Raw genomic sequence first — 25,674 nt, 5'->3', positions numbered from 1 at the left:
TGTCCCGCTCGGCAAGGTGCACAGCCACCATTTAAGTCAAGCGTACCCGCACTGCGAGACGCCTATTTCCAGCGGCCGCAAATCCCCTTCCGCCGATCAAGCAGAGATTGTACAAGCGAACCGAGCAGTGGATCTACTATCGAGACTTATCGAGTGCTTGGCTGGATCGCGTACGCTGGCGGGCCTGCGCTTTGCTCAGGCATCGCCGCCGGCGTGCTGCGTCCTCCGGCTATGATGCTCCGGTCGAAGACGTGTGGCGGGAGCTGAGTACGCCAGAGGCCTGGCCTGAATGGTGGCCATCGGTAAAGCGGGTTTCACTTGTGCGCGAAGGGGACGAGCGCGGGGTGGGCTGGGTTCGTCGTCTCGAATGGGTGACGGCGCTGCCCTATGAACTGGCTTTCGACATGGAGACGGTAAGGGTCGAAGCACCTTCGATCATCGAAGGCAGGGCCTTCGGCGAACTTGAGGGCGTCGGCCGCTGGACGTTGCTGGGCGAAGGCCCGCGTTGCCATGTCCGTTACGACTGGATCGTCAAGGTCACCAAACCCTGGATGATCAGGCTCTCATTCATCCTGAAGCCCATCTTCCGTTGGAACCATGGGGTGGTCATGGAGCGTGGCCGGCGCGGTCTCGTGCGTCGCCTCGCCCGCGTCTGAACGCTATTTTGAGCACACCTTTTCCCAAAGACAGGAAGAGCACAGCCCGCCCGGGCGACGCCAAGGTCGGGGCGGAGGCAACTGGCTAAACGGCAATGGTCGGCTTGAAGTCGCCCGGGGAGATCGCCCGCTCCTCCGAAGCGATCGTTCGCATCGAAACCACCGAAGTGCTGTCCGCCCAAAAAGATTTGAGGCACAATTGGGCGCCTGCCGGAGCGGGAGAACCTCACCGCCGGAGTCGCTGAAATGTCAGCGCGGTGATCAATATGAACCTCTGGATGTGTCCGAAACTGGAGCAGGACGCGAGTCCGTTTGCCGCATGAGTGAATTTCTCCTCAACATATCAGGCACGGGCCCTGTCACCACGAGCTTGGAGATCTGGGTAGGTATGGCCTTGATCGGGGCGCTCGGATTTGTTCTCGGCTTCGCCATGAATCGTGGATCGATCTGCACCGTCATCGCCACGAAGGAGTTGGTATCCGACAAGAGGCCGGCACGTTTCATCGCTCTGGTCGAATGCGCCGTCTGGGCGGCCCTCGTCTACGCAATCCTCGAAGCGGCACCGATGATGCAGGAGGGCTGGTCGCCACTCGGCTACCTCGTTCCCGCTGCCATTTTGCTTGGGATCGGCAGCTATGTGAACGGCGCTTGTGTGTTCGGGTCTGTTGGGCATATCGGAAATGGCGAAATCGGATTCGCATTCACGTTTCTCGGGATCTATGCGGTCCTCTATATTGAATCCGTGTTTGATCTGCTTTCGGATCAGCCGCCGATAAGTGCTCCTTCGTCGCTGGAGGCGGCGCTTCTGGCGCTTGCATTGTTGGCGATCATGGCTCTGAGGCTCGGCGTTTCACGCAGATCCGAGTCAAACTTCCGGCGGCTGACGATAGCGATGGGAGCGATCGGCATCACCTCTACGGTCCTGACGCTTCTTGCGCCCGGGTTCTCAATCACCGCATCGGTCGGAGCGATCGCTTCGATACCTGTCGCGGGCGTCGTGATTTCGGTCTGCATGTTCGGCGGCAGCCTCGTTTCCGCAAGACTTCGGAAGCATGGATTCATGCTGAAACGGCCGACAGTGAAGACCATGGTCAAGAGAACGCTTGCGGGCATCCTTATAGGACTGGGTGCACTACTCATTCCCGGTGGGAACGACACGCTGCTGCTGATCGGTCTGCCCGCAGGGGCCTGGCAGGCGGCGCTCGCCTACGTGCTGTTCGTTGCGACGCTTGCCGCGCTCATTGTCAAAATCGGTTCGGTGGCAAAACCTTGGTCATGACGCTGCTACACCGGCAAGATGCTCGTCCGCCTCTAGAGCATCCCGCTTTCAAGTGGAATCACAGAAAGCGGATAAGATGCTCCAGAATCAAAGTGCGAGAGCGTCCTTGGTGCGTTCGTCTAAACGCACGGCGCTCTAGTCCCATCCATGTTGATCGGGTCCGCGACACCCGCGGTGCGGTCCACACGTCTATCCGAACAAAAAAATGCCCCGCTCGATGGCGGGGCAGGCGCGCATCCCCAGCTTAAAGGATGCGAGGGAACTTGAGATTCGCAGCAGGCAACGTCCTGACCGGTGGCTCCGAGGCGAGCCGCTCCCGGCTCTATGCCGCCGACATCTCCTGTTGAACGAGAGCCGTTCGATTGCCGCGGTGGAGATCCGCGGCGAAGGCGCAAGCCGCCGTATGGCCCGGCGAAAGCACCCGCGATGGCGGCATCGCCTTGGCACAATCGTCGACGACAAGAGGGCAGCGGGTCCGGAACCGGCAGCCGGACGGCGGATTGATAGGGCTGGGCACCTCCCCGATCATCAACGGTCCCCTGCGGTTCTTTTCGATCCGCGGATCCACCTCGGGCGCCGACGCCAGCAGCATCTGCGAATAGGGGTGGCTCGGATGGTCGTAAAGTTCCCGCGACGAGCCATGCTCGACGATCTTGCCGAGATACATGACGTAGACACGCGAAGCCGCCTGCCGCACTAGCGCAAGATCATGGGCAATGAACAGGCATGCAACGCCCAGATCCTTCTGCAGCCGCAGGAAGAGGTTCATCACCTGCGCCCGAATTGAAAGATCGAGCGCGCTCACCGGTTCGTCGCAGATCAGCACCCGTGGGTTCACGGCGAGCGATCTGGCAATCGCCACGCGCTGGCGCTGACCGCCAGATAGCTCGCGCGTGTGACGGTCCCTGACCGCGGATGCGAGGCCCACCTGATCCAGAAGCTCCTTCGTCCGGCGATCGCGCTCCTCCGGTGACCGGGTGCCGGCGATCACGAGCGCTTCGTCGATCGCCTCGCCCACAGTCTGTCGATCGTTCAGGGACGAGTAGGGATCCTGGAAGACGTACTGCAGTGCCCGGCGGCTGTCGCGCAGGGCGGCTCCCGAGAGGGCGCTGAGATCGACGCCGTCGAGCAGCACGCGGCCGCTGCTCGCCTTCTCGAGCCCGACGATGGTGCGGCCGAGGGTCGACTTGCCGCAACCGGATTCGCCGACCAGGCCGACGATCTCGCCCGGATAGAGCTCGATCGAGACATCGTCGACGGCATGGACATATTTGCCGCGCTGAACGCTCTTGAAACGCGTCTGCAGGTTTTCGACTTTGAGAACAGGTGCTTGTGTCATGCGGCAGCCTTTCCTTGATTGACGACGGGGCAAGCCACCAGAACGGTGCTATCGTCGGACCGGACCAGCGGGGGGCGGCTTTTGCCGCATGCAGGGACGGCGAGTTCGCAGCGCGGCGCAAGGGCACACCCTTTGATCGGAGCGCCGAGCGTCGGCGGAATGCCGGGTAGCCCGCGAAACTCCGATCCGATCGGGTCCTCTCGCCGCGGTATCGCGTTGATCAGACCCTGCGTGTAGGGGTGACGCGGGCTCACCAGCACCTTATCCACCGGACCGCATTCGGCAGCGCGCGCCGCATACATGACGACGATGTTGTCGGCTGCACCCGCGACCACGCCCATGTCGTGGGTAATCAGCACCATCGCCATGTTCAGCCGACGCTGCACGTCCTTCAGCAGCCGCAGGATCTGCGCCTGAACCGTCACATCGAGTGCGGTCGTCGGCTCGTCGGCAATCAGGAGCTTCGGCTCGCCGGCAAGCGCGATGGCAATGACGATGCGTTGCCTCAGGCCGCCGGAGAGCTCGTGCGGATATTGCCGAAGCCGTGCCACCGGGTCGGAGATGCCGACGAGCTTCACGAGTTCCAATGCGCGCGCTTCGGCGGCCCTCGGTGTCATGTCGAGATGCAGTTCGGCCATCTCGGCAATTTGCCGACCGATCCGGCGCACCGGGTTGAGGGCGCTCATCGGGTCCTGGAAGATGAAGCCGACGGACTTGCCGCGCAGCTTCTGGATCTCGGCCTCGGGCAGGCCGATCAGTTCGCGGCCCTCGAGCTTGACGGAGCCGGAGAGCATCGTCGCCACGCCTGTCGGCATCAGGCCGAGCGGTGCGAAGTTCATCACCGTCTTGCCGCTGCCGCTTTCGCCGACGATGGCGAGACATTCGCCCTGGCGGACCGAATAGCTGACCCCATCGACGGGACGGACAGCTGACTTCGCGGTCAGCAAGTTGACCGTCAGGTTACTGACATCAAGGAGCGGTTCGTCATGCATCGGAATTCTCCTTGCCCCAGCTTGCGACCTCGGCCCGACGGATTGCGAGCATGCGTCGGGTGAGTGGTTTCGGAATGCGGTTGAGCGCGATGGATTCCCCAAGCGTGTTGAAGCCGATAACGGCTGCGGTGAGGGCGAGGCCCGGCAGCAGCACCTGGCGCGGGTCGGATTCGAGATAGGGCAGCGCATCGACGAGCATCTGCCCCCATTCCGGCGTCGGCGGCTGGATGCCGAGACCGAGGAAGCTCAGCGTCGCGACCGCGAGCGCAGCCGTGCCGGCGTCCGCCGTCGCATAGACCATCACCGAACCGATCGTCCCTGGCAGAAGGTGACCGAAGTAGATGCGCCAGGGGCTGGCGCCCAGCACCCGCAAGGCCTCGATATGCGGCTTGCTCATGATGCTGACGGCGACCGCCCGGCTGATGCGACCGCTCATCGGCCACCAGGCAAGCGCCAGCGCCAGCACCATCGTCCAGTATCCGGGGCCGACGATGCCGATGACGGCAAGCGAGATGATCAGGCTCGGAATGGAGAGACCGACATCGACCACGCGCATCAAGAGGTCATCCACCCAGCCGCGATGATAGCCGGCGATCGTTCCGAGCAGGATGCCGATGGTCATGGCGACGCCGAGAACCGAGCCCACGCTGACGAGCGAAGTGTTCGCGGCGATGATCAACCGGCTGAAGGTATCGCGTCCGAGGTGGTCGGTTCCGAGCCAGTGAGCGGGGGCCGGACCGAGTCCGGCATCGAGCAGGTTCTGGGTGCTCGGATCCTGGGGTGCAAGCCAGGGCGCGAAGGTACCGAGAGCAACGAATAGGCCGATGGTGATCAGTGCCGCGCGCGGCATCTTGTTCAATCGGGCAAAAATGGGATTGAGCATGTTCATGGTCAGCTCCATTGGCGACGAATGCGCGGATCGGTCAGCAGGACTGCCAGATCGACGATCAGGTTCACCACGATGAAGAAGGTGAGGAAGATGAGCAGGCACGCCTGCACCACCATGAAATCGCGGAAGCGCACACCGGCAAGGAAGTAGTCTCCCAGGCCCTGCCAGGCGAACAGCGGTTCGACGATGATCGCCGTCGCGGTCATCAGGCCGACCTGGGTGCCGAGCGCGTTGATGAAGAGGGGTGTGATGTTGGGCAACGCCTCACGGAACAAGATGGCGGTGCGGCCGAGGCCCTTGCTTTTCGCGGTCAGAACGAAGGGACTGGTCATCGCCTCTTCCAGACCCACCCGCACGACACGACTGAGGACGGCAGCCGGCAGAACGGCGACGGTGAGCCATGGCAGGATCCAGCTTTTCGGACCATTGAAACCGAACGATGGCAGGAGCTGGAAGGTGACGGAGAAGGCGTAGATCATCAGCGCGCCGACGAAGAACGTCGGGGTCGATGCGCCGAGGAGCGCCAGACCGCGCGAAACGCGGTCCGGCAATTTGTAGGGCCAGAAGGCACCGAGGAACCCCAAGGCCAGGCTGATGAGGGTGGCGATCACGGCCGAGCCCGCAATCAGCGTTCCCGTCACGAACATACGGTTCGCGAGGTCCGCGCTGACGTCCGTTCCCGTTCTGTAGGAGATGCCGAAATCTCCGCGAACCGCATCGCCCAGCCAATCCACGTAGCGCATCAGCAATGGCTTATGCAGTCCTATCTCTTCGGCAACCTGTTCGACGTAACCCGGTGTTGCGACCGCCCCGCGAAGCTCGGCAATCAAGACTGCAACATTACCGGGTGCCGAAACCACGAGGGTGAAGCAAACAAGGGACGCCATGAACAAAAGGACCAGGGAATGCTTCAGCCGCTTGCTGATGAAGTGGATCAAGGTACTCTCCTCTTACTCGGCCAGCAGAACGTTTTCGTAGGGCATGTCGTATTCGGTGACCGGGCTCGAAAAGCCGTGGACCCGCTTGGAATGCGCCCAGATGCTCGGCACGTAGACCAGCGGCGCAATCGCGTCGTTGTCCCTGAGCCAGTCGTAGACCTTCTGGATAGTCGGCTGAATCTGGTCCCCCGTTGCCGCCATCGCCGCGTTGATCAATGGATCAAGATTGGTCGGATCGGTGACCAGCTTGCCCTCGACGTCATTGTGGAAGGTCGACAGGCACAGCCCCACGATCGAGCCGAATGGATCGTATGGCGCACCATAGGTCAGGAAGAAGCCGAGATCGTACTTCTGTTCCAGCATGTCGGTGTGCTTGGAGGCGTGATCGACCGAGCGGATCACCAGGTCGATGCCGATCTCCTTCATCTCCGACTGGATGACTTCGGCGATCACACGCGATCCCGGCACGGCGTCCGGGCTGACGACCAGTTCGAGCGTCAGCGGCTTGCCGTCCTTGGACCTTATGGGGCTTCCCGTCCAGCCGGCCTTTTCGAGCAGGGCCGAGGCGGCCGCCGCATCGCGAACCGGTGCATCACTCTGCGTTCCAGCATAGGGCAAAGCGCTGGAGAACATGTTGCCGGCGGGCTTGGCGTAGCCGTGGTAGAGCACCTTGGAGATCGCCGCGCGATCGATGCCGATGCTGACGGCCCTTCGCACCGCCGGATCCTTGAGCGCCTCGGCGCGGTCCGGATTATAGGCCATCACAAGCGTGACATTGCCCGGATCGACGACAACATTGAAGCCCGCCGCCTCGAGCTGCTTGCCTTCTTCCGGGGTGAGCGGCGCGATCCAGAAGCCGCCGATCAGGTCAAGTTCGCCGGCACGCAGCGCTGCAACCCGCGACCGTGCATCGGGGACGACCTTGGCTTCAAGGCGTTCATAGGATGGCAACTCGCCCCAGTAACCTTCGTGATGCTCGAAGACGCTCTGCGTATCGTCGGCGCTGATCTGACGCCACGGCCCGGTGCCCACAGGCTCCTTGAACTTGCCATCAGCGCCAACCGATTTGGGCGAAAGAAAGCGCGTCGGCCGGGTGTAGGAAAGCTCCTGCATCAGCGCGAGAACCGGCTCCTTGAAATGCAGGGTGATGTGGTAGTCGTCGACCACCTCAAGCGACTGAAAGTGTTTTGAGCAATTCATCCAACTGAACTGGTCGAGCCCCATCCAGCGCTCGAGATTCCATTTGCACGCGGCAGCGTCGAACTTGGTGCCGTCCTGGAACGTCACGCCCTGGCGCAACGTCAGATGCAGCGTCTTGCCACCGTCCTCGATCTTCCAGTCGGTCGCTAGGCACGGTTCGATCTGGCCGCCCTTGCCGTATTTCACGAGCGGTTCGAACATCAGATCCTGGATCGCCCAGATGGCATAGTGGCTCTGCGGATCGAGATTGCCGGCAGGCTTGGCGATGGCGACCCGGAGCGTGCCGGCTGCACCCTGCGCATAGGCGATTTTCGACAAGGCACCCTGTGCGATGGCCAAGCCGATAGCGCCGGCCGCCCCTTGCAGGAACGTACGTCTCTTCACTGACATGAATTTTCTCCTCCTTGTGGGCGCTCCTCGCGCCGTCGATACAAGCGGCCTCCACACCGTTTTGTATAGACAAAAGAACTGTCTCATGTATGCAATCTTGCGTCAATATCGTATTTTAGATTGTAGGCATTTTGAACCTTGAGTGAAAACCCACCAGGTCTGGCGCATCGAAGTTGGCAAGAATTCTCCCGCTTCTCGGCTCATTTGATCAACAAATGGATTCAGCAACTGGGGTTTATCAGCCAAATCGGCCTTCCCTGACTTGAAATCTCCGAAGATTGCCGAATTTCAAATTGTATGCAATATGAAGAACACCGCGTCACTTGTCGTAGCGTTCGCGCGAGTTGAATGACGCCAAGGCGATACCCGCGCTTCCAAACTCGTGCTTGAGGGGCAGCGCTATCTCCGCAAGCATCCCTTGATATATCCCCTCCAGGGGGATAGGTTACGAGCATGAACGAACACAGGCACGATACCCATCCCGAGATCGTCAAGCGGCTGAAGCGCGCCGAAGGGCACCTGAAGAGCGTCATTGCCATGATCGAGGGCGGCCGCCCCTGCCTCGACATCGCCCAGCAGCTCCACGCGGTGGAGAAGGCGATCAGCCAGGCGAAACGAACCCTGATCCAGGACCATCTGGACCATTGCCTGGAAGACACGATCGGTGCGCTTCCGCGTGACCAGCGCCACTCCATCGACGAGTTCAAGGCGATCACAAAGTATCTCTGAACGACCACGCCCGCCCCTACTGCAACCGCCACCGAATGAGCGAGCCCAAACATCATGCTGCAGATTCTCGCAAACCGCACGTACCGCCATCTGTTTCTGGCGCAGGTGATCGCGCTGGTCGGAACCGGTCTTGCGACCGTTGCGCTCGGGCTTCTCGCCTATGATCTGGCAGGCGCCGAGGCGGGCGCCGTCCTGGGCACGGCACTCGCGATCAAGATGATCGCCTATGTCGGCGTGGCGCCGATCGCCGCCGCCGTTGCGGAGCGGCTTCCGCGTCGCGCGATGCTCGTCAGCCTCGATCTGGTGCGCGCCGCCGTTGCGCTCTTCCTGCCGTTCGTGACCGAGATCTGGCAGGTCTATGTGCTGATCTTCGTGCTGCAGTCGGCGTCGGCCGCCTTTACCCCCACCTTCCAGGCAACCATTCCAGATGTGCTGCCGGATGAAAGGGAATACACGCGCGCCCTGTCGCTCTCGCGGCTTGCCTATGACCTCGAGAGCGTCGCAAGCCCGATGCTGGCCGCAGCGCTGCTCACCGTCTTCAATTTCCACGACCTGTTTGCCGGCACGGTCATTGGCTTCCTTGCCTCCGCCGCACTCGTCGTCTCAGTCGCGCTTCCAAGTCCGAAGGCGACGGATCGGCGCGGCATCTACGACCGGACGACGCGGGGCCTGCGCATCTACCTGGCAACGCCGCGGCTCAGGGGGCTGCTCGCGCTCAACCTCGCGGTCTCGGCTGCCGGGTCGATGGTCATCGTCAACACGGTGGTGTTGGTCCAGGCCAAATTCGGGCTCACCCAGACCGACACAGCCATCGCACTCGCCGCCTTTGGCGGCGGCTCGATGATCGCCGCGCTGCTGTTGCCCCGCCTGCTCGATAGGACACCCGATCGCGTCGCCATGTTTTCGGGTGCAGCGGTTCTCACCGCCGGCCTGTTCATCGGCGCGCTTGTCCCAAGTTTCGTTTCGCTGCTGCCTCTGTGGCTCGCCATCGGTCTCGGCTATTCGCTGGCACAGACACCATCCGGCCGGCTGCTGCGCCGCTCGGCGCAACCGGAAGACAGGCCCGCGCTCTTTGCCGCGCAGTTCGCCCTTTCGCATGCCTGCTGGCTGATCACCTATCCGCTTGCCGGCTGGCTCGGCGCGACGGCCGGGCTCACGCCGACCTTTGCAGCGCTTGGCCTCATCGCTGTAGGCGCCATCGTCGCGGCGGCCCGGCTCTGGCCGGCGCAGGATCCGGACGAAATCGAGCACGTCCATCATGAGCTTGCCGACGGTCACCCTCATCTCGCAGGGGCAACACGCGTCGGCGGCGGTCACCGGCACACCCATGTGTTTGTGATCGACAGCCATCACCCGGACTGGCCGGCCGAGAGATAGGCAAACGACTGCTACTTCAAAGCGTCACCGCTGCCGGCAAAGGACAGGATCGCCGCGTCGGCGATCTCCGCAAAACGGGCGCTCGGCCCTTCGGCACCGCTGCTTTGCAGAGCGGCGCGAGCGCCCTCGATCAACAGCAGCAGCGTGTCGCAAAGCAGTTCCGCATCGGCGACGCCAGCCCTGCGGCAGAGCTCAACGACGCGGTCGCGTTGCGCGTCCTTGAACATGCGGATCACCGAGCGCCCGGGATGATCCTCGTCGGTCAGCTGCACGGCCGCGCTCATCATTTCGCATTGGCACTTGTCGTCACCGAGATGGTCGGCGATCCGCCGGACCCAGGCCCTGAGCTGCCCCAGTCCGTCGCCAGGGTACGCGTCTTCCAGCTCTCGCCAGAAGCCGTCCATCTCCATTCCCGCATGGCGCAGGCATTCGACGATCAGTTCATCCTTCGAATTGAAATGGCGATAGAGCGTCATCTTGTTGCTGCCGGCGGCATCGGCGATCGCATCGACGCCGGTTCCGCGAATGCCGTGCCGGCGAAAGAGGTCTCGCGCAGCCTCGACGATGCGATCGCGCGGCGAACGACGGGATGGCTTGCAGAAATCCGTTGTCATCGCATTGGCCCGGCGTGGTCGGCGTGAAAAATCTTGCCCTTGACGCCCTGTCATTGGTCGATAACATGCAACGCTGTTACCGACCAGTAACATTTTCGCCAACGCGGCACAGAGGAGTAGCCGCTTGCCGCGAAGGCCTTCTGGAGACGGCGGTAACCGCAGAATAATTTCTAGCCCAGTGTCGGTGAGCGCAGTCGTCAGGCGTCTTTTAGCCAGAGCGCACACCGCAGAGACTTTTAAGATTCGATAACGCTCGTGATTTGGGTCGATCCGGCCCGTCAGGATCTCGTGCTGGAGCCTTACGATGCGCATGCTGGATGGGCTGAGGGCTGAGGAGAACGTCGCGGACCGGAAGGTCCGCGCGGCAAGCGTGCGCATGCCCGGTTTCGAAATGCTCTGCTGTGCCGCCCGCCACGATGGCAGCGCCTGCAAAGGATCGATCCCGCCATGATCGACTTCTTCATTCACCGGCCGATCTTCGCATCGGCCATCGCGATCATCATGACGCTTGCCGGCGGCATCTGCTATTTCCTGCTGCCGATCTCGCAGTTTCCCGATGTGACGCCGCCGCAGATCGTGGTTGCCGCCAATTATCCGGGCGCCAGCGCCCAGGTGGTCGCCGACACGGTGACGACGCCGCTCGAACAGCAGATCAATGGCGTGCCGGGCATGCTCTACATGACCTCGACGAGTTCAAACGACGGCTCGTCGCGCATCATCATTTCCTTCGAGGTGGGTTATCCGATCGACGTCGCGGCACTCGACGTCCAGAACCGCGTCTCCCAGGCGGCCTCCTCGCTTCCCGCGCTCGTCAATCAGACCGGCGTCACCATCGCCAAGCAGATCCCCAATTTCACCGTGCTCGTCAGCCTGGATTCGCCGGACAATTCTGTCGATTTCGCCTCGGTCAGCAATTACGCCTACCTGCAGATCCTTGATCCGCTGAAGCGCCTGCCGGGCGTCGGGGACGTGCAGCTTTTCGGTGAGCGCCGCTATTCGATGCGCGTCTGGCTCGATCCGGATCGCATGGCCAATCTCGGCATCACCGCCGTCGACGTCCAGAACGTCATCGCCGAGCAGAATATCCAGGTCGCAGGCGGCAAGATCGGGCAATCGCCGGCGCCAGCTGGCACGCCCTTCGAGATGCAGATCAACGCACTCGGGCGATTGAGCGATCCCTCGCAGTTCGGTGACATCGTGCTTCGAGCCGACCTGACGACCGGCGCGACAACCAGATTGCGCGACATCGCACGCATCGAGCTCGGCGCCCTTCTCTACTCGTCATCGGTCACCTTCAACGGCAAGGAGAGCGTCGTGCTTGCCGTCTTCCAGGCGCCGGGCTCCAACGCGCTCGACCTGCAGAGCCGCGTGCAGGCGAAAATGGACGAGCTGTCGCAGCGTTTCCCCGCCGGCATCGCCTATCACATGTTCTACGACACCACGCGTTTCGTCTCGGCGGCGATGAAGGATGTGGTCTTTACCCTGCTCGAGGCGCTTGCCCTCGTCGTTTTCGTCGTCTTCATCTTCCTGCAGAACCTGCGCACCACCATCATCCCGACCATCGCCATTCCGGTTTCGCTGATCGCGACGCTCGTCGTCATGTATCTCTTCGGCTTCTCGCTCAACATGCTGAGCCTGCTCGGCATGGTGCTTGCCATCGGGCTGGTGGTCGACGACGCGATCGTCGTCGTCGAGAACGTCGAGCGCCAGCTCGAGGCCGGCTTGCCGCCGCTTGCCGCCACCAAAAAGGCCATGCAGGAGGTGACCGGCCCGATTATCGCCACGACAGCCGTGCTGCTCGCCGTGTTCATCCCGGTCGCCTTCATTCCGGGCGTCGCCGGCAGCCTCTATAACCAGTTCGCCCTGACGGTTGCGATCTCCGTCGCCTTCTCCGCCTTCAACTCGCTGACCCTGAGCCCGGCCTTGAGTGCCGCGTTCCTTCGCTATCGCGGCGAGCCGCGCTTCGCCCTCTTCCGCTGGTTCAATTCGGGCTTTCATGCGCTGTCGCACGGTTATGCGCGCAGCGTCGCGGGGCTCGTGCGCTGGCGCTGGGCACTGTTTGCCCTTTTCCTCGTCGCGATCGGGTCCACCTATGCTTTGTGGCAGCGCATACCGTCGACCTTCCTGCCGGTCGAGGACCAGGGCTATTTCTTCGTCGTCATCCAGCTGCCGGACGGCGCCTCGCTCGAACGCACCGAGGCCGTTGCAAGGCGATCCGAGGAGATCCTGCGCGGCACCGCCGGCGTGGATTTCGTCGGCTCCGTCGTCGGCTTCAATTTCCTGTCCTTCGCCGCCCAGTCGAATTCCGCCGTGCAGTTCGCCGTCTTGAAGCCATGGGACGAACGTCCACCCGAACAGGGTGCCTCGGCGCTGCGCGAGGCCGTAATGCCGCAACTGCTGCAGATCCCGGATGCGCTGGTGCTTGCCTTCGATCCGCCGTCGATCCAGGGGCTCGGCGCGACCGGCGGCTTCGAATTCCAGGTCGAGGATCTCGGCGGGCGCAGTGCGCAGGCGCTGAACGACACGACCCAGGCGCTGATTGCCGAGGCGCGCAAGCAGCCGGAGATCAATCCCTACCAGCTGTTCACCACCTTCAGCACCTCGAGCCCGCAATTCGACTATGACCTCGACCGCGACAAGGCGAAGCTGCTGGGCTTGAGCCTGCCGGATATCTTCAGCACGCTGCAGATCTATTTCGGCTCGCTCTATGTCAACGACTTCAACATCTTCGGCCGCACCTTCCGCGTGACGCTACAGGCCGACCAGGGTGCGCGGGCGTCGGCGACCGATCTTTCCCGCCTTTATGTGCGCAACACCGAAGGCGAAATGGTGCCGCTCAACACGCTCGGAACCTTCAAGCCGACGGTCGGCCCCGAGACCATCACCCACTACAACAATTACCCGTCGGCGCTGGTTAACGGCGCGGCAGCGCCCGGCTTCAGCTCGAGCCAGGCGGTTGCGGCGATGGAGCGCGTCGCCCGCACGACGCTGCCGCGGGACTACACATTCGAGTGGACCGGCATTACCTATCAGGAGATCCGCGCAGGCTCGATCGCCGCGCTCGTCTTCGCGCTCGCGCTCGTCTTCTGCTTCCTGATCCTGGCCGCCCAGTACGAAAGCTGGTCGATGCCGTTCATGGTGCTGCTTTCGGTGCCGCTCGCGCTTTTGGGTGCGCTTTCGGCGCTGTGGCTGCGCGGACTGCAGATCGACGTCTATTCGCAGATCGGTTTCGTGATGCTGGTAGGACTTGCCGCCAAGAACGCCATCCTGATCGTCGAGTTCGCAAGACGACGACGCGAGGAGGGTCTCGACGTGGTCGCGGCCGCAGCGGAAGCGGCGCGCCTGCGCCTGCGGCCGATCCTGATGACGGCCTTTGCCTTCATCCTCGGTGTGCTGCCGCTGATGTATGCCAGAGGCGCGGGTGCTGCCAGCCGCCAGTCGATCGGCACCACCGTCTTCGGCGGCATGTTGGCAGCGACCATTCTCACACTCATCTTCGTCCCGGTGTTCTACGCGGTCATCGAGCAATGGCGCGAGCGTACGTCCTCGAAGCCGATCGGCCAGAGCCGCGAGCCGGAGGCGGCGGAATAGGAATTGGAGCCTGACATGCGTGGTTCGAGACTGGTCCTTGCCGCAGCGGTCGTGATCGCCGCCCTCGCTGCAGCCTATCACTACAAGAACGGCGGCTTTGAGCTGAAAGGCGGCGACGCCGGCGCGGCGGTGGGTCCGCCGCAGCAGGCGATGCCCGTTCCGGTCGCGGCGGTGATTAAGAAGACGATCCCGATCTATCTCGACTATTCGGCGCGCACCGAGGCGATCCGCAACGTGACGCTTCGCGCCAAGGTCACCGGCTACATCGAATCGCAGGCGGCTCCCGACGGTTTGGATGTGAAGGAAGGCGACCTTCTCTACCGGATCGACGCCCGCGACTATCGTGCAGAACTCGATCAGGCGAAGGCCCAGGTCGAGCGCGACCAGGCATCGCTTGACTATCTTCGGTCCAACCTTACGCGCGGCAACGAACTCGCGACCACGGGCTATCTGGACAAGGACAGTTTCGACCAGCGCCAGAGCGCCGTGCATCAGGCGGAGGCGGCGCTGGCGATGTCGCGAGCGGCGGTGCGCACGGCCGAGATCAACTTCGACTACACCGAAATACGAGCGCCCTTCGCCGGCCGGCTTGGCCGCAACCAGGCGCCCGAGGGAACGCTCGTCAGCAATACCACCGGAACGCCCCTCAACAACCTCGTGCAGCTTTCGCCGATCTATGTCTCGTTCAACCCGAGCGAAATGGAACTCGCCGACATCCAAAAGGCTCGGGCAAAGGGCAAGGTGGAGGCGGAAGTGCTTCTTCCCGGCGACGAGGAGCCGCGCTATCGGGGCGACCTCAGCTTCATCAACAATACGGTCGAGGGCAATACCGGAACGGTCATCGCGCGCGTGACGATCGACAATACCGATCTGACCCTGCTACCCGGCCAATATGTCCGCGTGCGGCTGAAAGTCCGCGACGAACCAAATGTGCTGATGGTGCCGGAAACGGCGCTCGGCTCGAGCCAGCTCGGCAAATACATCTATGTCGTCGGCAAGGGCGACACGGTCGAGCAGCGGCTGGTCACCCTCGGCCCGACAAGCGGCGACCTCATCGGCCTGACGTCAGGCGTTTCGGAAGGTGATCAGGTGATCGCGGGAAACCTGCAGAAGATTTTCCCGGGCGCGCCGGTCAAGCCGATGCCCGCCGAGCAGGCGCAAAAGTAGGCGTTTTCCGGCACCCCGTGGAAGCCGAAGCATCCTTTCCATCCGGAAAATCGCTACGCTCGCATCAGGATCGGGAAGATCATTCCAAACGTGATGACCGCGATTGCCGCAAATTGCAGAGGCGCCGGTATTTCGCCGAGCACCACCATGCCGACCAGAGCCGTGGTAACCGGAATGAACGGCATGAACAGCGAAGCCGGCTGCGGCCCAAGCTGGCGCACCACGAAGGTGTAGAGGACGACGGCAGCGGCGCCGGCAAGGAACCCCTGGATCACCAGCTGCGTTGCGATTTCTGCCAGCGACGCGGCACCGAGCCCGCTCGGTGCAAGGATGTGCAGCAGCGGCAGCGGCAGACAGGAAAAGAAGACCACGGCGATGGTCGCCGTAATCGCATCGACCGACCAGAGCCTCACCAGCACCGCATAGACCGCGAACATGATGCCCGAACCTGCAAAAAGAAGATCGCCGCGCAAGGTGTCGCGGGAACCGATGCCTGCGTGAAAGACGAACAGCGCGAGCCCCGCCATGATCACGGCAATGCCGATCACCCGTTGGCCAGAAACCCTGTCCTTGAAGGCGAGGCGCGAGAACAGGAACGAAAAGAACATAATAAAGGCGGGGGAGAGAGCCGCAGCATGGGCGGCCGGCGCCTGGGTGAGCCCCTGGTTGATGATCAGCGGATAGGGTAACCCCGTCAGCAGGGCCAGCAAACCAGCCTTCCGCCAGCCGAGTGCCCTCAGCCTCGCAGCCCCGGTCTTCCAAACGACCGGCAGGAAGGCGAAAGCAGCGCCCGCAAACCGCAAACTGACGATATCGGCGGCGGTCAGATGTTCGCGCAGGCTGAAGCGGGCGGCAACGAACTGGATGGTGGTGATCGCAACGAACACCAGGCCCGCCAGGATCGCCAGCCTCTTGCTGCCGGCATCTTGCCCGACCAACAGAACACGCACGTTTGCCTCCATGACGACGAGATCGGTCCGGACAGAAACGGTTGTCGGACTGCGGAAGCCGCATGCTATTGCTGATATGAGCGTGCTTAAATACAACGATTTCGCCACATGTAAGCGAAATACACTCTATCGAGGATCAATTTGCGTGAATCAGGAAATCGCAGGTCTCGACACCATTGATCGCAACCTGCTGAGGCTGCTGCAGGAAGACGGCCGGCGCACAACGCTTGAACTGGCAAACCGCGTCGGGCTCTCGCCGACCGGTACCAGCCAGCGCGTCAAGCGCCTCTTCCGCGAGGGTTATGTGAAGGCGGTACGAGCAATCCTCGATCCGAAGAAGATAGGCCGGGGCACCGTCGTCTTCATCCAGGTGCGCCTCGATCACACGGCCCCGCATATCTTCGAGCGGTTCTCCGAGGCCATCGCAAAGGCGCCGGAAGTTCTGGAATGCCACATGGTGATCGGCGGCTTCGACTATCTGGTGAAGGCGCGGATTGCCGACATGTCGCTGTTCCAGGACTTTCTCGAACGGGTGATTTTGCCGCTCCCCGGTGTCAGGGAGACCCATACCTACGCATCGGTGGGCGACGTGAAGCCGGATGCGCTACTGCCGATCTGAGCAATCAGGAGAGGTCGTCAGCTGCTGCTGCCGTCACGGCCGAGCCACGGATCGGGCCCGGGATCGCGCCCCGACGCGACTTGCCCCAACCGTTCCAGATAGTGCGCCCAGCCTTCCGCGTGGCCGGCGCACTGTTCGGAATTGGGCAATCCCGTGTGGGTGAGACGCAGCAACGTTCCATCCGGCTGTTCGATCAGGTCGATCTCGATCAAGCTGGAGCCGGGCGGGACGATGTCACTGCCCTCCCAGCCGAAGCTATAGGCGAGCCGATGCACCGGCACCACCTCACGGAAAGAGCCGCGGGCGAAACGCGCTCCGGTTACGTTGACGAGATAGAGACCGCCGGGCTCCGCCTTGGTGTCGGCCTCCGTTCCCATCCAGCGGAGGATCTTTTCCGGATCGGTCAGGAGAGCGAACACCGCGGCGGGCGGCGCCTGGATACGCGTTTCGCGGCGGACGACGAGGGCTTCTTGCATCGGTCTTCCCTTTGCTGTTGGGCCTGCCCGCCGGTTCAGGAGAGGTGAAGCACGGAACCCGGGCTGCCGCGATCATAGCCCCGCGCGCCTTTTGGCGCCACCTTGCAGGCCAGCCCCTTGCCGGAATGGGCCCCGGCGCTATCCTCTTCGCCATGGATTTGTCTGCGCCCCTCGCCTGGCTCGTGGATGAAGCGAGCGCCTCGCCCGAGCCGGATCGGTTCCTGTCCGGGCTTGGGCGCCTGCTTGTCGCCGACGACCTGCCGCTTGCCGGCGGTGCGCTCAGCTTGGCCGTGCCGCATCCGATCATCGCCCACCGCACCTGGTTGTGGCGGGCCGAGACCGGCGTCGTGATCGAGAGCCTTGGCTTTGCGGGCGCGGCCTCCGGCCGTGCAGGACATGACTGGCTGACCGGTCTTGGACCGGTGTTGGAACAATCAACCGGTTCGGGGACGGACCGAGCGACGCTCGGCTGGGCTGGAACCCGCCCTTTCGACCTGGACGAGACCGCAAAGCTTCGTCAGGTCACGCGCTTTGCGGCTGCGCCCTTGGCAGCGCTTGCCGAGCGGGCGGCGCTCGCTGCCCTGCTCGAAGCCTATCTCGGCCGTCGCAGTGCCGCCCGCGTCCGGGCCGGGGCACTGACCCGCGGCACCGGCGAGACCATTCGCGCCGCATTGTTCTACGCCGATCTCCGCAATTTCACGGTTTTGTCGGAAGCGACGGAACCCGCCTTGGTGATCGCTGCCCTCGACGCCTGGTTCGATCGGGTGGCCGGCGCGATCCACGCCTTCGGCGGCGAGGTGCTGAAATTCATCGGCGACGGCGTCCTGGCGATCTTTCCGGTCGGCGGTTCGCCGACCGACGCCTGCGACGCGGCCTTGCGCGCGGTGACCGCCGCCCGCGCCGGCATGGCGCATCTCGATGCGGCACGGCAGGCCGAGGGTCTGCCGCCACTCTCCTTCGGCGTGGCGCTGCATCTCGGCGACATTCTCTGGGGCAATATCGGCGCAGCCGACCGGCTCGATTTCACCGCCATCGGCGCGGCGGTGAACCTCGTCAGCCGCCTGGAGGGCCTGTGTCGGCCGCTTGGCCGGTCCGTATTGATCTCAGGCGCCGTCGCCAACGTCACGACGACGCCGCTCCTACCCCTCGGCGACCATAAATTGCGTGGGATCGCAGCGCCCTGCGCCGTCTTCACCCTGCCGGATGCCTGACCGCCCTCCGGCCAAGGGTCAGAGCGTGGCCGGCAACCGGCGAGACCTGACGTCAAGTGTTGGCGCGCTGCCGTGGCGAGCGGCCCATGATGCGCTTGAACGCGGTGCTGAAGGCGGCTTCGGAAGCGTGCCGACGGATTGCGCGACCATCGCCACCGACTGACCGCCATCCTGTAGCTTTCGCTCCGCCAGCCGCATGCGCCATTCGGCGAGATAGCTGAGCGGAGCAATGCCCGCGACTGCCTTGAAATAGGTGGCAAAGGCTGTGCGAAACATGGCCGCAGCGCGCGCCAGTTCCGGCAGATGCCAGTTGCGTGTCGGGTCGCCATGCATCAGTGAGAGCGCCGGCGCCAGCTTCGGATCGCATGCAGCGCGCAGCCAGCCGACATTGACGCCACGCTCCCGTGACAGATAGCCCCTGAGGATCTGCAGGAACATCAGATGGGCAAGGCCCGAGCGCGCGGCATCTGCACCGGGCGCTGCGGCCATGGTGTCCTGCACCAGCTCGCGGATGAGCCATTGCAACTGATCCACCCCGGCATCATCGCGGCGCAGGTGAATGACCAAGCAGGATGCTCTCTAGGCGCCTGAGCCTTCTCGTCGCAACCGCTCAAACCGCCATTAAGATTTCGATCACCATCTATACTTGACGGATAGATGGTGATCGCAATATATTCTCCTTGTCGCATGTGCCTGATGGGAGCAGACAATGAGAGTAAGCCGCGCACAGGCGGACGAAAACCGCCGAACGGTCATCGACGTCGCAAGTCGCCTCTTTCGGGAGAGAGGCTTCGACGGCATCGGTCTGAACGACCTGATGAAGGGCGCCGGCCTGACCCAAGGCGGTTTCTACAAGCAATTCGAATCCAAGGACGACCTCATCGTTCAGGCCTCTTCCAAGGCGCTGGAGAGCGGCGTGGCGAACTGGGCCGGGATCGTCTCCAAGGCGGCCGGAAAGCCGCTTCGCGCCCTGCTCCGCTTTTACCTTTCGGATGCGCATCGCCACGAAAAGGCAGACGGATGCGCGCTGGCCGCGCTCGCACCGGAAGCCGCCCGTCTCAGCCCTGCTTTGCGCCAGGCTTTCGAGGCCGGCATCAACAATCATCTCGACATTCTCGATGGCTTGATGACACCTGCGCCGGGGCAGGACGTGCGTGATCAATCGATCGCCGCGCTCTCGACCATGGTCGGTGCGCTGGTGCTTTCGCGCGCAGTCGATGACGAGCAACTCTCGAACCGGTTCCTGAAGGCGGCGGCCGAGAGCTTGCTTGCCGACGAAGGGGCGTCGCAGGCGTCGCCACTGCAGTAGCAGGCAAAGATCCCCCACGAAACGTTCAGGGTTTCCCTCCAGCCGGAAAGGACCGGACCATGTCCAGCACATCCGACCCCATCGTCATCGTATCGGCGGTGCGCACGCCGCTTGGCCGCTTCCTCGGCGATCTTGCGCCGACCCAGGCGAGCGCGCTCGGCGCCCACGTCATCCGTGCCGCAGTTGAGCGGGCACGCCTCTCACCCGATCGCCCGGACGAGGTGCTGATGGGCTGCGTACTTCCCGCTGGCCAGGGACAGGCACCGGCCCGGCAGGCAGCCCGCGGCGCGGGTCTGCCCGATGCCGTCGGCGCCACCACGATCAACAAGGTCTGCGGTTCCGGCATGAAGGCGACCATGCTGGCGCATGATCTCATTCTTGCCGGATCGATCGATGTCGCGGTCGCCGGCGGCATGGAGTCGATGTCGAACGCGCCCTATCTGCTCCCCAAGGCACGAGCCGGCTATCGCGCCGGGCATGACCGGATCTTCGACCATATGATGCTCGACGGGTTGGAAGATGCCTATGAGCCCGGCCGGCCGATGGGCGATTTCGGCGAGGCAGCGGCCGAAGCCTATGGGTTTACCCGCGCCGACCAGGATGCCTATGCGGTGGAGACGCTGACACGTGCCCGCACCGCGATCGAAACCGGGGCCTTTGCCGACGAGATCACGCCGATCGCCGTCGCGGCCAAGGGCGGAGACATGGTCATCGATACCGACGAACATCCGCTGAAGGTGTCGCCCGAAAAGATCCCGAACCTGAAGCCCGCCTTTCGCGCCAATGGCACGATCACGGCAGCCAGCGCCTCGGCCAATGCCGATGGTGCGGCAGCGCTTGTCCTGACCCGCCGCTCGATCGCCGAGCGCGAAGGCATGCCGATCCTCGCCGAAATCAAGGCACATGCGACCCACAGTCAGGAACCCGCCTGGTACACGACGGCACCTATTCCTGCGATCCGCAAGCTGCTGGAAAAGACCGGCTGGAGTGTCGATGACGTTGATCTCTTCGAAATCAACGAAGCCTTCGCCGTGGTGGCGATGGCCGCGGCCAAGGATCTTGGCATCGCCCGCGACCGGCTGAACGTCAACGGCGGCGCCTGCGCGCTCGGCCATCCGATCGGTGCCACCGGCGCGCGGCTGATCGTGACCCTGCTTCACGCCTTGGCGCGGCGGGGGCTTTCGCGCGGCGTCGCTGCCCTGTGCATCGGCGGCGGCGAAGCGACCGCAATCGCCATCGAGCGTCCTCGCTGAGGACCATGCACATGAGAGAGGTCATCCGTGCTGCGGCCATTCGCGCCTTGCGGCCCGGATCCGTGAGCAATTGCAGGAACTACATGAGCGGCTTTCCGTTCGGATTGCATAACCCAGGTCAGGAGAACCGATGCGTCGCATCGTCGTAACGGGAATGGGGACGATCAGCCCTTTGGCAGCGGGCGTAGAAGCAAGCTGGTCGCGGCTTCTTGCCGGAAACTCGGGGCTTCGTCGTCTGCCGGAAGAGGTCGTCGCCGAACTTGGCAGCAAGATCGGCGGGACGGTGCCTACCCTCGCGGACGACGCAACGGCTGGCTTCGATCCCGATCGGATCATTCCGCCGAAGGACCAGCGCAAGATGGATCGCTTCATCCTGTTGGCACTGGCCGCGGCGGAGGAGGCAATTGAGCAAGCGGGCTGGAAGCCCGCGACCGCGATCGAACAGCAGCGCACGGCCACGGTGATCGCGTCCGGCATCGGCGGCTTCCCGGCGATCTCGGAGGCGGTCCGCACGGTCGATCAGCGCGGCGTTCGGCGGCTCTCGCCCTTCACGGTGCCATCGTTTCTCGTGAACCTCGCCGCCGGCCAGGTTTCGATCCGTCACGGTTTCAAAGGGCCGATCGGCGCGCCGGTGACCGCTTGCGCCGCAGGCGTCCAGGCGATCGGCGACGCGGCCCGGCTGATCCGCGCGCAGGAGGCGGATATCGCGATCTGCGGCGGGGCGGAAGCCTGCATCAACACCATCAGCCTCGGCGGTTTTGCCGCTGCCCGTTCCCTGTCGACCGGTTTCAACGAGACGCCCGATCGCGCTTCGCGGCCGACGGCTTCGTCATGGGGGAAGGCGCAGGCATTGTCGTGATCGAGGCGCTCGAGCACGCATTGGCACGCGGCGCCACACCGATCGCCGAACTCGTCGGCTATGGCACCACGGCCGATGCCCACCACATCACCTCAGGCCCGGAGGATGGTGCAGGCGCCCGGCGGGCGATGGAAATCGCCATCGCCCAGGCCGGCATTCGGCCAAGCGATATCCGCCATCTCAATGCCCATGCGACCTCGACGCCGGTCGGCGACAAGGGCGAAATCGAGGCGATCAAGTCGGTCTTTGGCCGTAACCGCGAAATCGCCGTCAGCGCGACGAAATCCGCAACCGGGCATCTGCTGGGTGCAGCGGGCGGTCTGGAGGCGATCTTTACCGTGCTTGCGCTGCGCGACCAGATCGCGCCGCCGACGCTCAATCTCGAAACGCCGGATCCGGCTGCCGACGGTATCGACTTTGTCACCGGCGCGGCACGGAAGCTGTCGCTCGACTACGCCATCTCCAACGGCTTCGGGTTCGGTGGCGTCAATGCCAGCGTTGTCTTCCGACGTTGGGCGGAGTGACGAGGCGCGGCATTCGCTGGCCGCTCACAGACGCGGAAAGACGGTTGCGCGCTTGACCGTGCCATAGGCAAAGCTGGTATCGATCGCGGCAATGCCCTCCATATTGTGCAGTTGGGTGCGGACGAACTGCTCGTAGTCCTTGAGGCTCGTCACCAGGACGCGCAGCAGGTAGTCGGCTTCGCCGGTCATGACGTAACAATCCTGGATGTTGTCGATCGTTCTCACCTTGCGTTCGAAGGCGGCGACGGAAGCCTCGGAATGGCGCTCGAGCCGAATGCGGACGAAAGCCGTGATCGGCAGACCATACGCCTCCTCGTCGACGATTGCCGTATAGCCCTTGATGATCTTCGCCTCCTCGAGCAGGCGCAGCCGTCTGAGGCACGGAGACGGAGACAGCGCGACCTTCTCGGAGAGATCCTGATTGGAAAGGCGGCCGTCCCTCTGCAGCGCCCAGATGATCTGCATGTCCTTTTCGTCCATTCACCCCTCCCCGATGGCAGATTCTGCCAAACTCTATGCAAACGGCGAGTGAAATAGCAAGATATCGACTGCGCGAGAAGCATATCATGTGAGCCATCCTAGCGATGAGGCCCCGCATGACCGACGTGACGTCAGATTTTCAGCAATCGAGAAACGGATGGCTGACACCGACGACAGTCGGCTACATCGTGCTGTCCATCGTCGTGCTGGTCTGGGCGGGCTTCGCGCTGACCATGCGGGCGATCGGGGCCTCGCCGCTTGCCACCGCCGACGTCGCCCTTATTCGCTTCGCGATCCCGATCCTCGCCCTGCTGCCGGCCATCCCCCTGCGCTTTTCCGCACTTCGCAAGGTCAGGCCAATGGATGCGGCCCTCGTCTTGCTTGGCGGCGTACCCTTCTTCTTCATCGTCTCGGAAGGTGCCAAAGCAACCTCCGCGGCCTATGTCGGCGCGCTCGTTGCCGGAACGACGCCGCTTTCCGTCGCCTTGCTCGCCTTCCTGCTTGAGCGAAAGGGCGTGCCGAGGAAGCGCTGGCTGCCGCTCGCGCTGATCCTTGCTGGCGTCATCGGCATTGTTGCCGGGCAAAAGCACGCGGTGACCACCGAAACTCTCCGCGGCGTCGGCCTGCTGCTTGTCGCGAGCCTCATCTGGGGCGCCTATACGATCGGGCTGCGCCGCACCGGAGTGGATGCGATCAGCAACGGACTGCTGCTCTCCATCGGCTCGCTCATCATCCTCGTCCCCCTGCTCCTGACCGGCGCCGTCAGCACGCATATCGGGCAATTTTCCTGGCACCAGGCCCTGCCCTTCATTCTGGTGCAAGGGCTCGGCGTCGGTCTCGTCTCGACCGTCGGCTACGCCTTCGCGATCTCGCGGCTCGGCGCTGCCAGAAGCGCGACGATCGGCTCGCTCGCGCCGGCGCTCGCAAGCCTGATGGCCATTCCGATCCTTGGCGAGGCGCTCGCCTTTGCGACCGCCATCGGCATCCTCGTCATCACGACGGGCGTAATCCTGGCAAACCGCCACTAGTTTCAAGAACGATAGGGAACCCAGTATGCTCGCCGCTCTGCCAATCGCCGAACCCGATCCGTTGTGGGCTCTCATCAGCTCGTTCCGGCAGGATCGTCGCACCGACAAGATCGACCTCGTCGTCGGCGTCTATCGCGATGCTTCGGGTCAAACACCGGTCATGCGAGCGGTCCAGGACGCTGAGGCGCGTCTCGCCTCCGCCGCCGCGTCCAAGTCCTACAGGGCACTGTCCGGAAACCTGGCATTCAACGACGGGATGTCCAGGCTCCTTCTCGGCGAAGGTGCGGAAGCGCTCGACCGTCAGTGCACGATCCAGACGGTTGGCGGCACCGGGGCGCTCCGGATCCTCTCGGATTTCATCGCCCTCGTCTCGCCGCACGCGACGATCTGGAACACCAGCCCCGGCTATGTGAACCACCGCCCGATCATGACGGCCGCGGGCCTCGCCGTACGGTCGTTCCGCTGGCAGGAGAACGAGGCAGGCCTCGATCTCGACGCCGTCGTCGCAGATCTTGGGGAGGCCCGCCAGGGAGACGTCGTTCTCCTCCACGGCTGCTGCCACAATCCGACCGGCATCGATCCGACGCCGGAGCAGTGGCGGCGCCTTGCCAAACTCTGCAAAAACAAGGGGCTGATACCGCTGATCGACATGGCCTATCAGGGCTTCGGCGACGGGATCGAAGTGGATGCCGCGGGCCTGCGGCATTTCGCTCAAGAACTCGACACGGTGCTCGTCGCGGCAAGCTGCTCCAAGAACATGGGTCTCTATTGCGAACGTACCGGCGCGGCGATGGTGATCGCACCCGATCGGGGCCCGCTCGCCAACATTCGCGCCACGCTGGAGCGGATCACCCGGGCCAACTACTCCATGCCGCCGGAGCACGGCGCCGCGATTGCGGCGCACCTCTTCGAAAGCCCCGAGATGTGGCTTGCCGAACTGGAGGCGAGCCGCCGCCGCGTCGCCGAGATCCGCCGCGACCTCGCCGAGGCGCTCGCCGGATGCGGCGCTCCGGATAGATTTCAGGCGCTCCGCCGACAGAAAGGCATGTTCTCGCTGCTGCCGCTCGACCAGCGCCAGATGAACCGGCTCCGCGAGGACTTCGGCGTCTACGGAACGGCGAACGGACGCATCAACATCGCCGGTCTACTGCCGCGCGACGTCGAGCGGCTGGCCGATGCGCTCCGGGCAGTTTCAAGCTCTCCATCCTTCGTCCGCGCCGCTAAAGCCAGCGCCTGACGCGCGTCTTGTAGGCCCGATAGACGTCACCGAACTTGCGCTCGAGATAGGCCTCCTCGCGCGCCACCACGCCATAGCGGATGACGAGGTAGAAGGGGACCAGCAGGATCAGCAGCCACAGGCTGTTGAAGACGATGGAAAAGCCGATCAGGCCGAGGAACATCCCGATATAGATGGGATTGCGGGTGAAACGGTAAGGACCTGCTTCGACGATCGTTGACGTCGGGCGGTTGACCGGTATGTCGGTTCCTGCACGGCCGAAGGTCATCGCTGCCCAGACGAGCAGCGCAAGACCGGCCAGAAACACAAGGCCTCCAACCAAAGCGTCAGGCGCCATCTCCGGCACGAACGGCAACGGGTAGAGCCGGTCGAGCACGAGACCGCCACCCACCGCCAGCACCCAGGCGATCGGCGGGTGCACCACCGCGCCGGAACTGTCGGGCGCATTTGCGGTCGTCTCGTTCATCCGATCAATCCTCGCCTGTTTCGCGCACACATGGCGCAGGCTTGGCATTTTACCGGAAGCGGGGCATTTGCGAAAATCGTTCGAAACGGTATGTGAACTGG

At 63.5% G+C, this 25,674-nt stretch carries 23 protein-coding genes and 1 pseudogene; 13 read left to right on the top strand and 11 right to left on the bottom strand.

Annotation, left to right across the window (positions count from 1 at the left end; genetic code table 11):
- The first annotated feature begins 107 nt into the window (after positions 1-107).
- On the top strand, positions 108-656 hold the full coding sequence (locus BLU35_RS07965) for an SRPBCC family protein (RefSeq protein ID WP_353615021.1): 549 nt from the start codon (positions 108-110) through the stop codon (positions 654-656).
- A gap of 199 nt (positions 657-855) precedes the next feature.
- Complete coding sequence (locus tag BLU35_RS07960) at positions 856-1,935, top strand: YeeE/YedE thiosulfate transporter family protein (RefSeq protein WP_286161462.1); 1,080 nt, start codon at positions 856-858, stop codon at positions 1,933-1,935.
- Between the two features lie 322 nt (positions 1,936-2,257).
- Here the strand turns inward: BLU35_RS07960 and BLU35_RS07955 are convergent, their stop codons facing one another.
- The 5 genes from BLU35_RS07955 to BLU35_RS07935 are packed head-to-tail and all read right to left on the bottom strand — an operon-like array spanning position 2,258 to position 7,683.
- On the bottom strand, positions 2,258-3,274 hold the full coding sequence (locus BLU35_RS07955; RefSeq protein ID WP_093232640.1) for an ABC transporter ATP-binding protein: 1,017 nt from the start codon (positions 3,272-3,274) through the stop codon (positions 2,258-2,260).
- Positions 3,271-4,266: an ABC transporter ATP-binding protein gene (locus BLU35_RS07950; RefSeq protein ID WP_093232639.1), complete on the bottom strand. Its 996-nt coding sequence runs from the start codon at positions 4,264-4,266 to the stop codon at positions 3,271-3,273. Before BLU35_RS07950 ends, BLU35_RS07955 begins: the two co-directional genes overlap by 4 nt.
- Positions 4,259-5,167 carry an ABC transporter permease gene (locus tag BLU35_RS07945; protein ID WP_093232638.1) on the bottom strand — a complete coding sequence of 303 codons (909 nt, stop codon included), beginning with the start codon at positions 5,165-5,167 and terminating at the stop codon, positions 4,259-4,261. Before BLU35_RS07945 ends, BLU35_RS07950 begins: the two co-directional genes overlap by 8 nt.
- A complete protein-coding gene (locus tag BLU35_RS07940; protein ID WP_058321216.1) occupies positions 5,158-6,093 on the bottom strand; it encodes an ABC transporter permease in 936 nt (311 codons plus the stop codon). The genes BLU35_RS07945 and BLU35_RS07940 overlap by 10 nt, the downstream gene beginning before the upstream one ends.
- A 12-nt stretch (positions 6,094-6,105) precedes the next feature.
- Positions 6,106-7,683 (bottom strand): nickel ABC transporter substrate-binding protein, encoded by a 1,578-nt coding sequence (locus BLU35_RS07935; protein WP_093232637.1) that lies wholly within the window; start codon positions 7,681-7,683, stop codon positions 6,106-6,108.
- A 453-nt stretch (positions 7,684-8,136) separates the two neighbouring features.
- Between BLU35_RS07935 and BLU35_RS07930 the strand changes: the two genes are divergently transcribed.
- A complete protein-coding gene (locus BLU35_RS07930; RefSeq protein ID WP_058322157.1) occupies positions 8,137-8,412 on the top strand; it encodes a metal-sensing transcriptional repressor in 276 nt (91 codons plus the stop codon).
- A gap of 54 nt (positions 8,413-8,466) precedes the next feature.
- Positions 8,467-9,789, top strand: a complete 1,323-nt coding sequence (locus tag BLU35_RS07925; RefSeq protein WP_093232636.1) for an MFS transporter — start codon at positions 8,467-8,469, stop codon at positions 9,787-9,789.
- An 11-nt stretch (positions 9,790-9,800) separates the two neighbouring features.
- Here BLU35_RS07925 and BLU35_RS36625 read toward each other — a convergent pair whose 3' ends face one another.
- Positions 9,801-10,871, bottom strand: a complete 1,071-nt coding sequence (locus BLU35_RS36625) for a TetR/AcrR family transcriptional regulator (RefSeq protein WP_353615020.1) — start codon at positions 10,869-10,871, stop codon at positions 9,801-9,803.
- Between BLU35_RS36625 and BLU35_RS07915 the strand changes: the two genes are divergently transcribed.
- Positions 10,851-13,994: an efflux RND transporter permease subunit gene (locus BLU35_RS07915; protein WP_093232634.1), complete on the top strand. Its 3,144-nt coding sequence runs from the start codon at positions 10,851-10,853 to the stop codon at positions 13,992-13,994. The genes BLU35_RS36625 and BLU35_RS07915 overlap by 21 nt on opposite strands.
- 15 nt (positions 13,995-14,009) lie before the next feature.
- A complete protein-coding gene (locus BLU35_RS07910) occupies positions 14,010-15,161 on the top strand; it encodes an efflux RND transporter periplasmic adaptor subunit (protein ID WP_093232633.1) in 1,152 nt (383 codons plus the stop codon).
- A gap of 53 nt (positions 15,162-15,214) precedes the next feature.
- Here the strand turns inward: BLU35_RS07910 and BLU35_RS07905 are convergent, their stop codons facing one another.
- Positions 15,215-16,111: a DMT family transporter gene (locus BLU35_RS07905; RefSeq protein ID WP_286161461.1), complete on the bottom strand. Its 897-nt coding sequence runs from the start codon at positions 16,109-16,111 to the stop codon at positions 15,215-15,217.
- A 157-nt stretch (positions 16,112-16,268) separates the two neighbouring features.
- On the opposite strand from BLU35_RS07905, the gene BLU35_RS07900 reads away from it, so the two are divergent.
- Complete coding sequence (locus tag BLU35_RS07900; RefSeq protein WP_286161471.1) at positions 16,269-16,730, top strand: Lrp/AsnC family transcriptional regulator; 462 nt, start codon at positions 16,269-16,271, stop codon at positions 16,728-16,730.
- A gap of 17 nt (positions 16,731-16,747) precedes the next feature.
- On the opposite strand, the gene BLU35_RS07895 is transcribed toward BLU35_RS07900, so the two are convergent.
- Complete coding sequence (locus BLU35_RS07895) at positions 16,748-17,206, bottom strand: SRPBCC family protein (protein ID WP_057255354.1); 459 nt, start codon at positions 17,204-17,206, stop codon at positions 16,748-16,750.
- 152 nt (positions 17,207-17,358) lie between these two features.
- On the opposite strand from BLU35_RS07895, the gene BLU35_RS07890 reads away from it, so the two are divergent.
- Entirely contained in the window at positions 17,359-18,417 is a 1,059-nt protein-coding gene (locus BLU35_RS07890) for an adenylate/guanylate cyclase domain-containing protein (protein WP_093232711.1), read from the top strand.
- Between the two features lie 18 nt (positions 18,418-18,435).
- Here the strand turns inward: BLU35_RS07890 and BLU35_RS07885 are convergent, their stop codons facing one another.
- Positions 18,436-18,984, bottom strand: a complete 549-nt coding sequence (locus BLU35_RS07885) for a helix-turn-helix transcriptional regulator (RefSeq protein WP_093232631.1) — start codon at positions 18,982-18,984, stop codon at positions 18,436-18,438.
- A 142-nt stretch (positions 18,985-19,126) separates the two neighbouring features.
- Here BLU35_RS07885 and BLU35_RS07880 point away from each other — a divergent pair, with 142 nt between their 5' ends.
- From BLU35_RS07880 to fabF, 3 genes and pseudogenes are all read left to right on the top strand, one after another.
- A complete protein-coding gene (locus BLU35_RS07880; protein WP_093232630.1) occupies positions 19,127-19,726 on the top strand; it encodes a TetR/AcrR family transcriptional regulator in 600 nt (199 codons plus the stop codon).
- A gap of 59 nt (positions 19,727-19,785) precedes the next feature.
- Positions 19,786-20,979 (top strand): acetyl-CoA C-acyltransferase, encoded by a 1,194-nt coding sequence (locus BLU35_RS07875; RefSeq protein ID WP_093232629.1) that lies wholly within the window; start codon positions 19,786-19,788, stop codon positions 20,977-20,979.
- Between the two features lie 130 nt (positions 20,980-21,109).
- A pseudogene (gene fabF / locus BLU35_RS07870) lies at positions 21,110-22,362 on the top strand (beta-ketoacyl-ACP synthase II).
- A gap of 24 nt (positions 22,363-22,386) precedes the next feature.
- Here the strand turns inward: fabF and BLU35_RS07865 are convergent.
- Positions 22,387-22,842, bottom strand: a complete 456-nt coding sequence (locus tag BLU35_RS07865; RefSeq protein WP_093232628.1) for an Lrp/AsnC family transcriptional regulator — start codon at positions 22,840-22,842, stop codon at positions 22,387-22,389.
- A 116-nt stretch (positions 22,843-22,958) separates the two neighbouring features.
- On the opposite strand from BLU35_RS07865, the gene BLU35_RS07860 reads away from it, so the two are divergent.
- Positions 22,959-23,870 carry a DMT family transporter gene (locus tag BLU35_RS07860; RefSeq protein ID WP_093232627.1) on the top strand — a complete coding sequence of 304 codons (912 nt, stop codon included), beginning with the start codon at positions 22,959-22,961 and terminating at the stop codon, positions 23,868-23,870.
- A gap of 25 nt (positions 23,871-23,895) precedes the next feature.
- Positions 23,896-25,107 (top strand): aromatic amino acid transaminase, encoded by a 1,212-nt coding sequence (locus BLU35_RS07855; protein WP_093232626.1) that lies wholly within the window; start codon positions 23,896-23,898, stop codon positions 25,105-25,107.
- On the opposite strand, the gene BLU35_RS07850 is transcribed toward BLU35_RS07855, so the two are convergent.
- Positions 25,091-25,573, bottom strand: coding sequence for a methyltransferase family protein (locus tag BLU35_RS07850; protein ID WP_093232625.1), 483 nt, complete (start codon positions 25,571-25,573; stop codon positions 25,091-25,093). The genes BLU35_RS07855 and BLU35_RS07850 overlap by 17 nt on opposite strands.
- Positions 25,574-25,674: the final 101 nt, after the last annotated feature.

It is taken from the genome of Sinorhizobium sp. NFACC03 (assembly GCF_900103435.1).
Lineage (GTDB): Bacteria > Pseudomonadota > Alphaproteobacteria > Rhizobiales > Rhizobiaceae > Ensifer.
Note: the sequence above shows the minus strand (reverse complement) of the source record. Positions and strands in the feature narration are given on the sequence as shown.

Excerpts from the sequence above, each read along its gene's own strand:
- BLU35_RS07955 (WP_093232640.1), bottom strand. The coding sequence starts at position 3,274 with ATGACACAAGCACCTGTTCTCAAAGTCGAAAACCTGCAGACGCGTTTC.
- BLU35_RS07950 (WP_093232639.1), bottom strand. The coding sequence starts at position 4,266 with ATGCATGACGAACCGCTCCTTGATGTCAGTAACCTGACGGTCAACTTG.
- BLU35_RS07945 (WP_093232638.1), bottom strand. The coding sequence starts at position 5,167 with ATGGAGCTGACCATGAACATGCTCAATCCCATTTTTGCCCGATTGAAC.
- BLU35_RS07935 (WP_093232637.1), bottom strand. The coding sequence starts at position 7,683 with ATGTCAGTGAAGAGACGTACGTTCCTGCAAGGGGCGGCCGGCGCTATC.
- BLU35_RS07930 (WP_058322157.1), top strand. The coding sequence starts at position 8,137 with ATGAACGAACACAGGCACGATACCCATCCCGAGATCGTCAAGCGGCTG.
- BLU35_RS07925 (WP_093232636.1), top strand. The coding sequence starts at position 8,467 with ATGCTGCAGATTCTCGCAAACCGCACGTACCGCCATCTGTTTCTGGCG.
- BLU35_RS07915 (WP_093232634.1), top strand. The coding sequence starts at position 10,851 with ATGATCGACTTCTTCATTCACCGGCCGATCTTCGCATCGGCCATCGCG.
- BLU35_RS07910 (WP_093232633.1), top strand. The coding sequence starts at position 14,010 with ATGCGTGGTTCGAGACTGGTCCTTGCCGCAGCGGTCGTGATCGCCGCC.
- BLU35_RS07895 (WP_057255354.1), bottom strand. The coding sequence starts at position 17,206 with ATGCAAGAAGCCCTCGTCGTCCGCCGCGAAACGCGTATCCAGGCGCCG.
- BLU35_RS07890 (WP_093232711.1), top strand. The coding sequence starts at position 17,359 with ATGGATTTGTCTGCGCCCCTCGCCTGGCTCGTGGATGAAGCGAGCGCC.
- BLU35_RS07880 (WP_093232630.1), top strand. The coding sequence starts at position 19,127 with ATGAGAGTAAGCCGCGCACAGGCGGACGAAAACCGCCGAACGGTCATC.
- BLU35_RS07875 (WP_093232629.1), top strand. The coding sequence starts at position 19,786 with ATGTCCAGCACATCCGACCCCATCGTCATCGTATCGGCGGTGCGCACG.
- BLU35_RS07865 (WP_093232628.1), bottom strand. The coding sequence starts at position 22,842 with ATGGACGAAAAGGACATGCAGATCATCTGGGCGCTGCAGAGGGACGGC.
- BLU35_RS07860 (WP_093232627.1), top strand. The coding sequence starts at position 22,959 with ATGACCGACGTGACGTCAGATTTTCAGCAATCGAGAAACGGATGGCTG.
- BLU35_RS07855 (WP_093232626.1), top strand. The coding sequence starts at position 23,896 with ATGCTCGCCGCTCTGCCAATCGCCGAACCCGATCCGTTGTGGGCTCTC.
- BLU35_RS07850 (WP_093232625.1), bottom strand. The coding sequence starts at position 25,573 with ATGAACGAGACGACCGCAAATGCGCCCGACAGTTCCGGCGCGGTGGTG.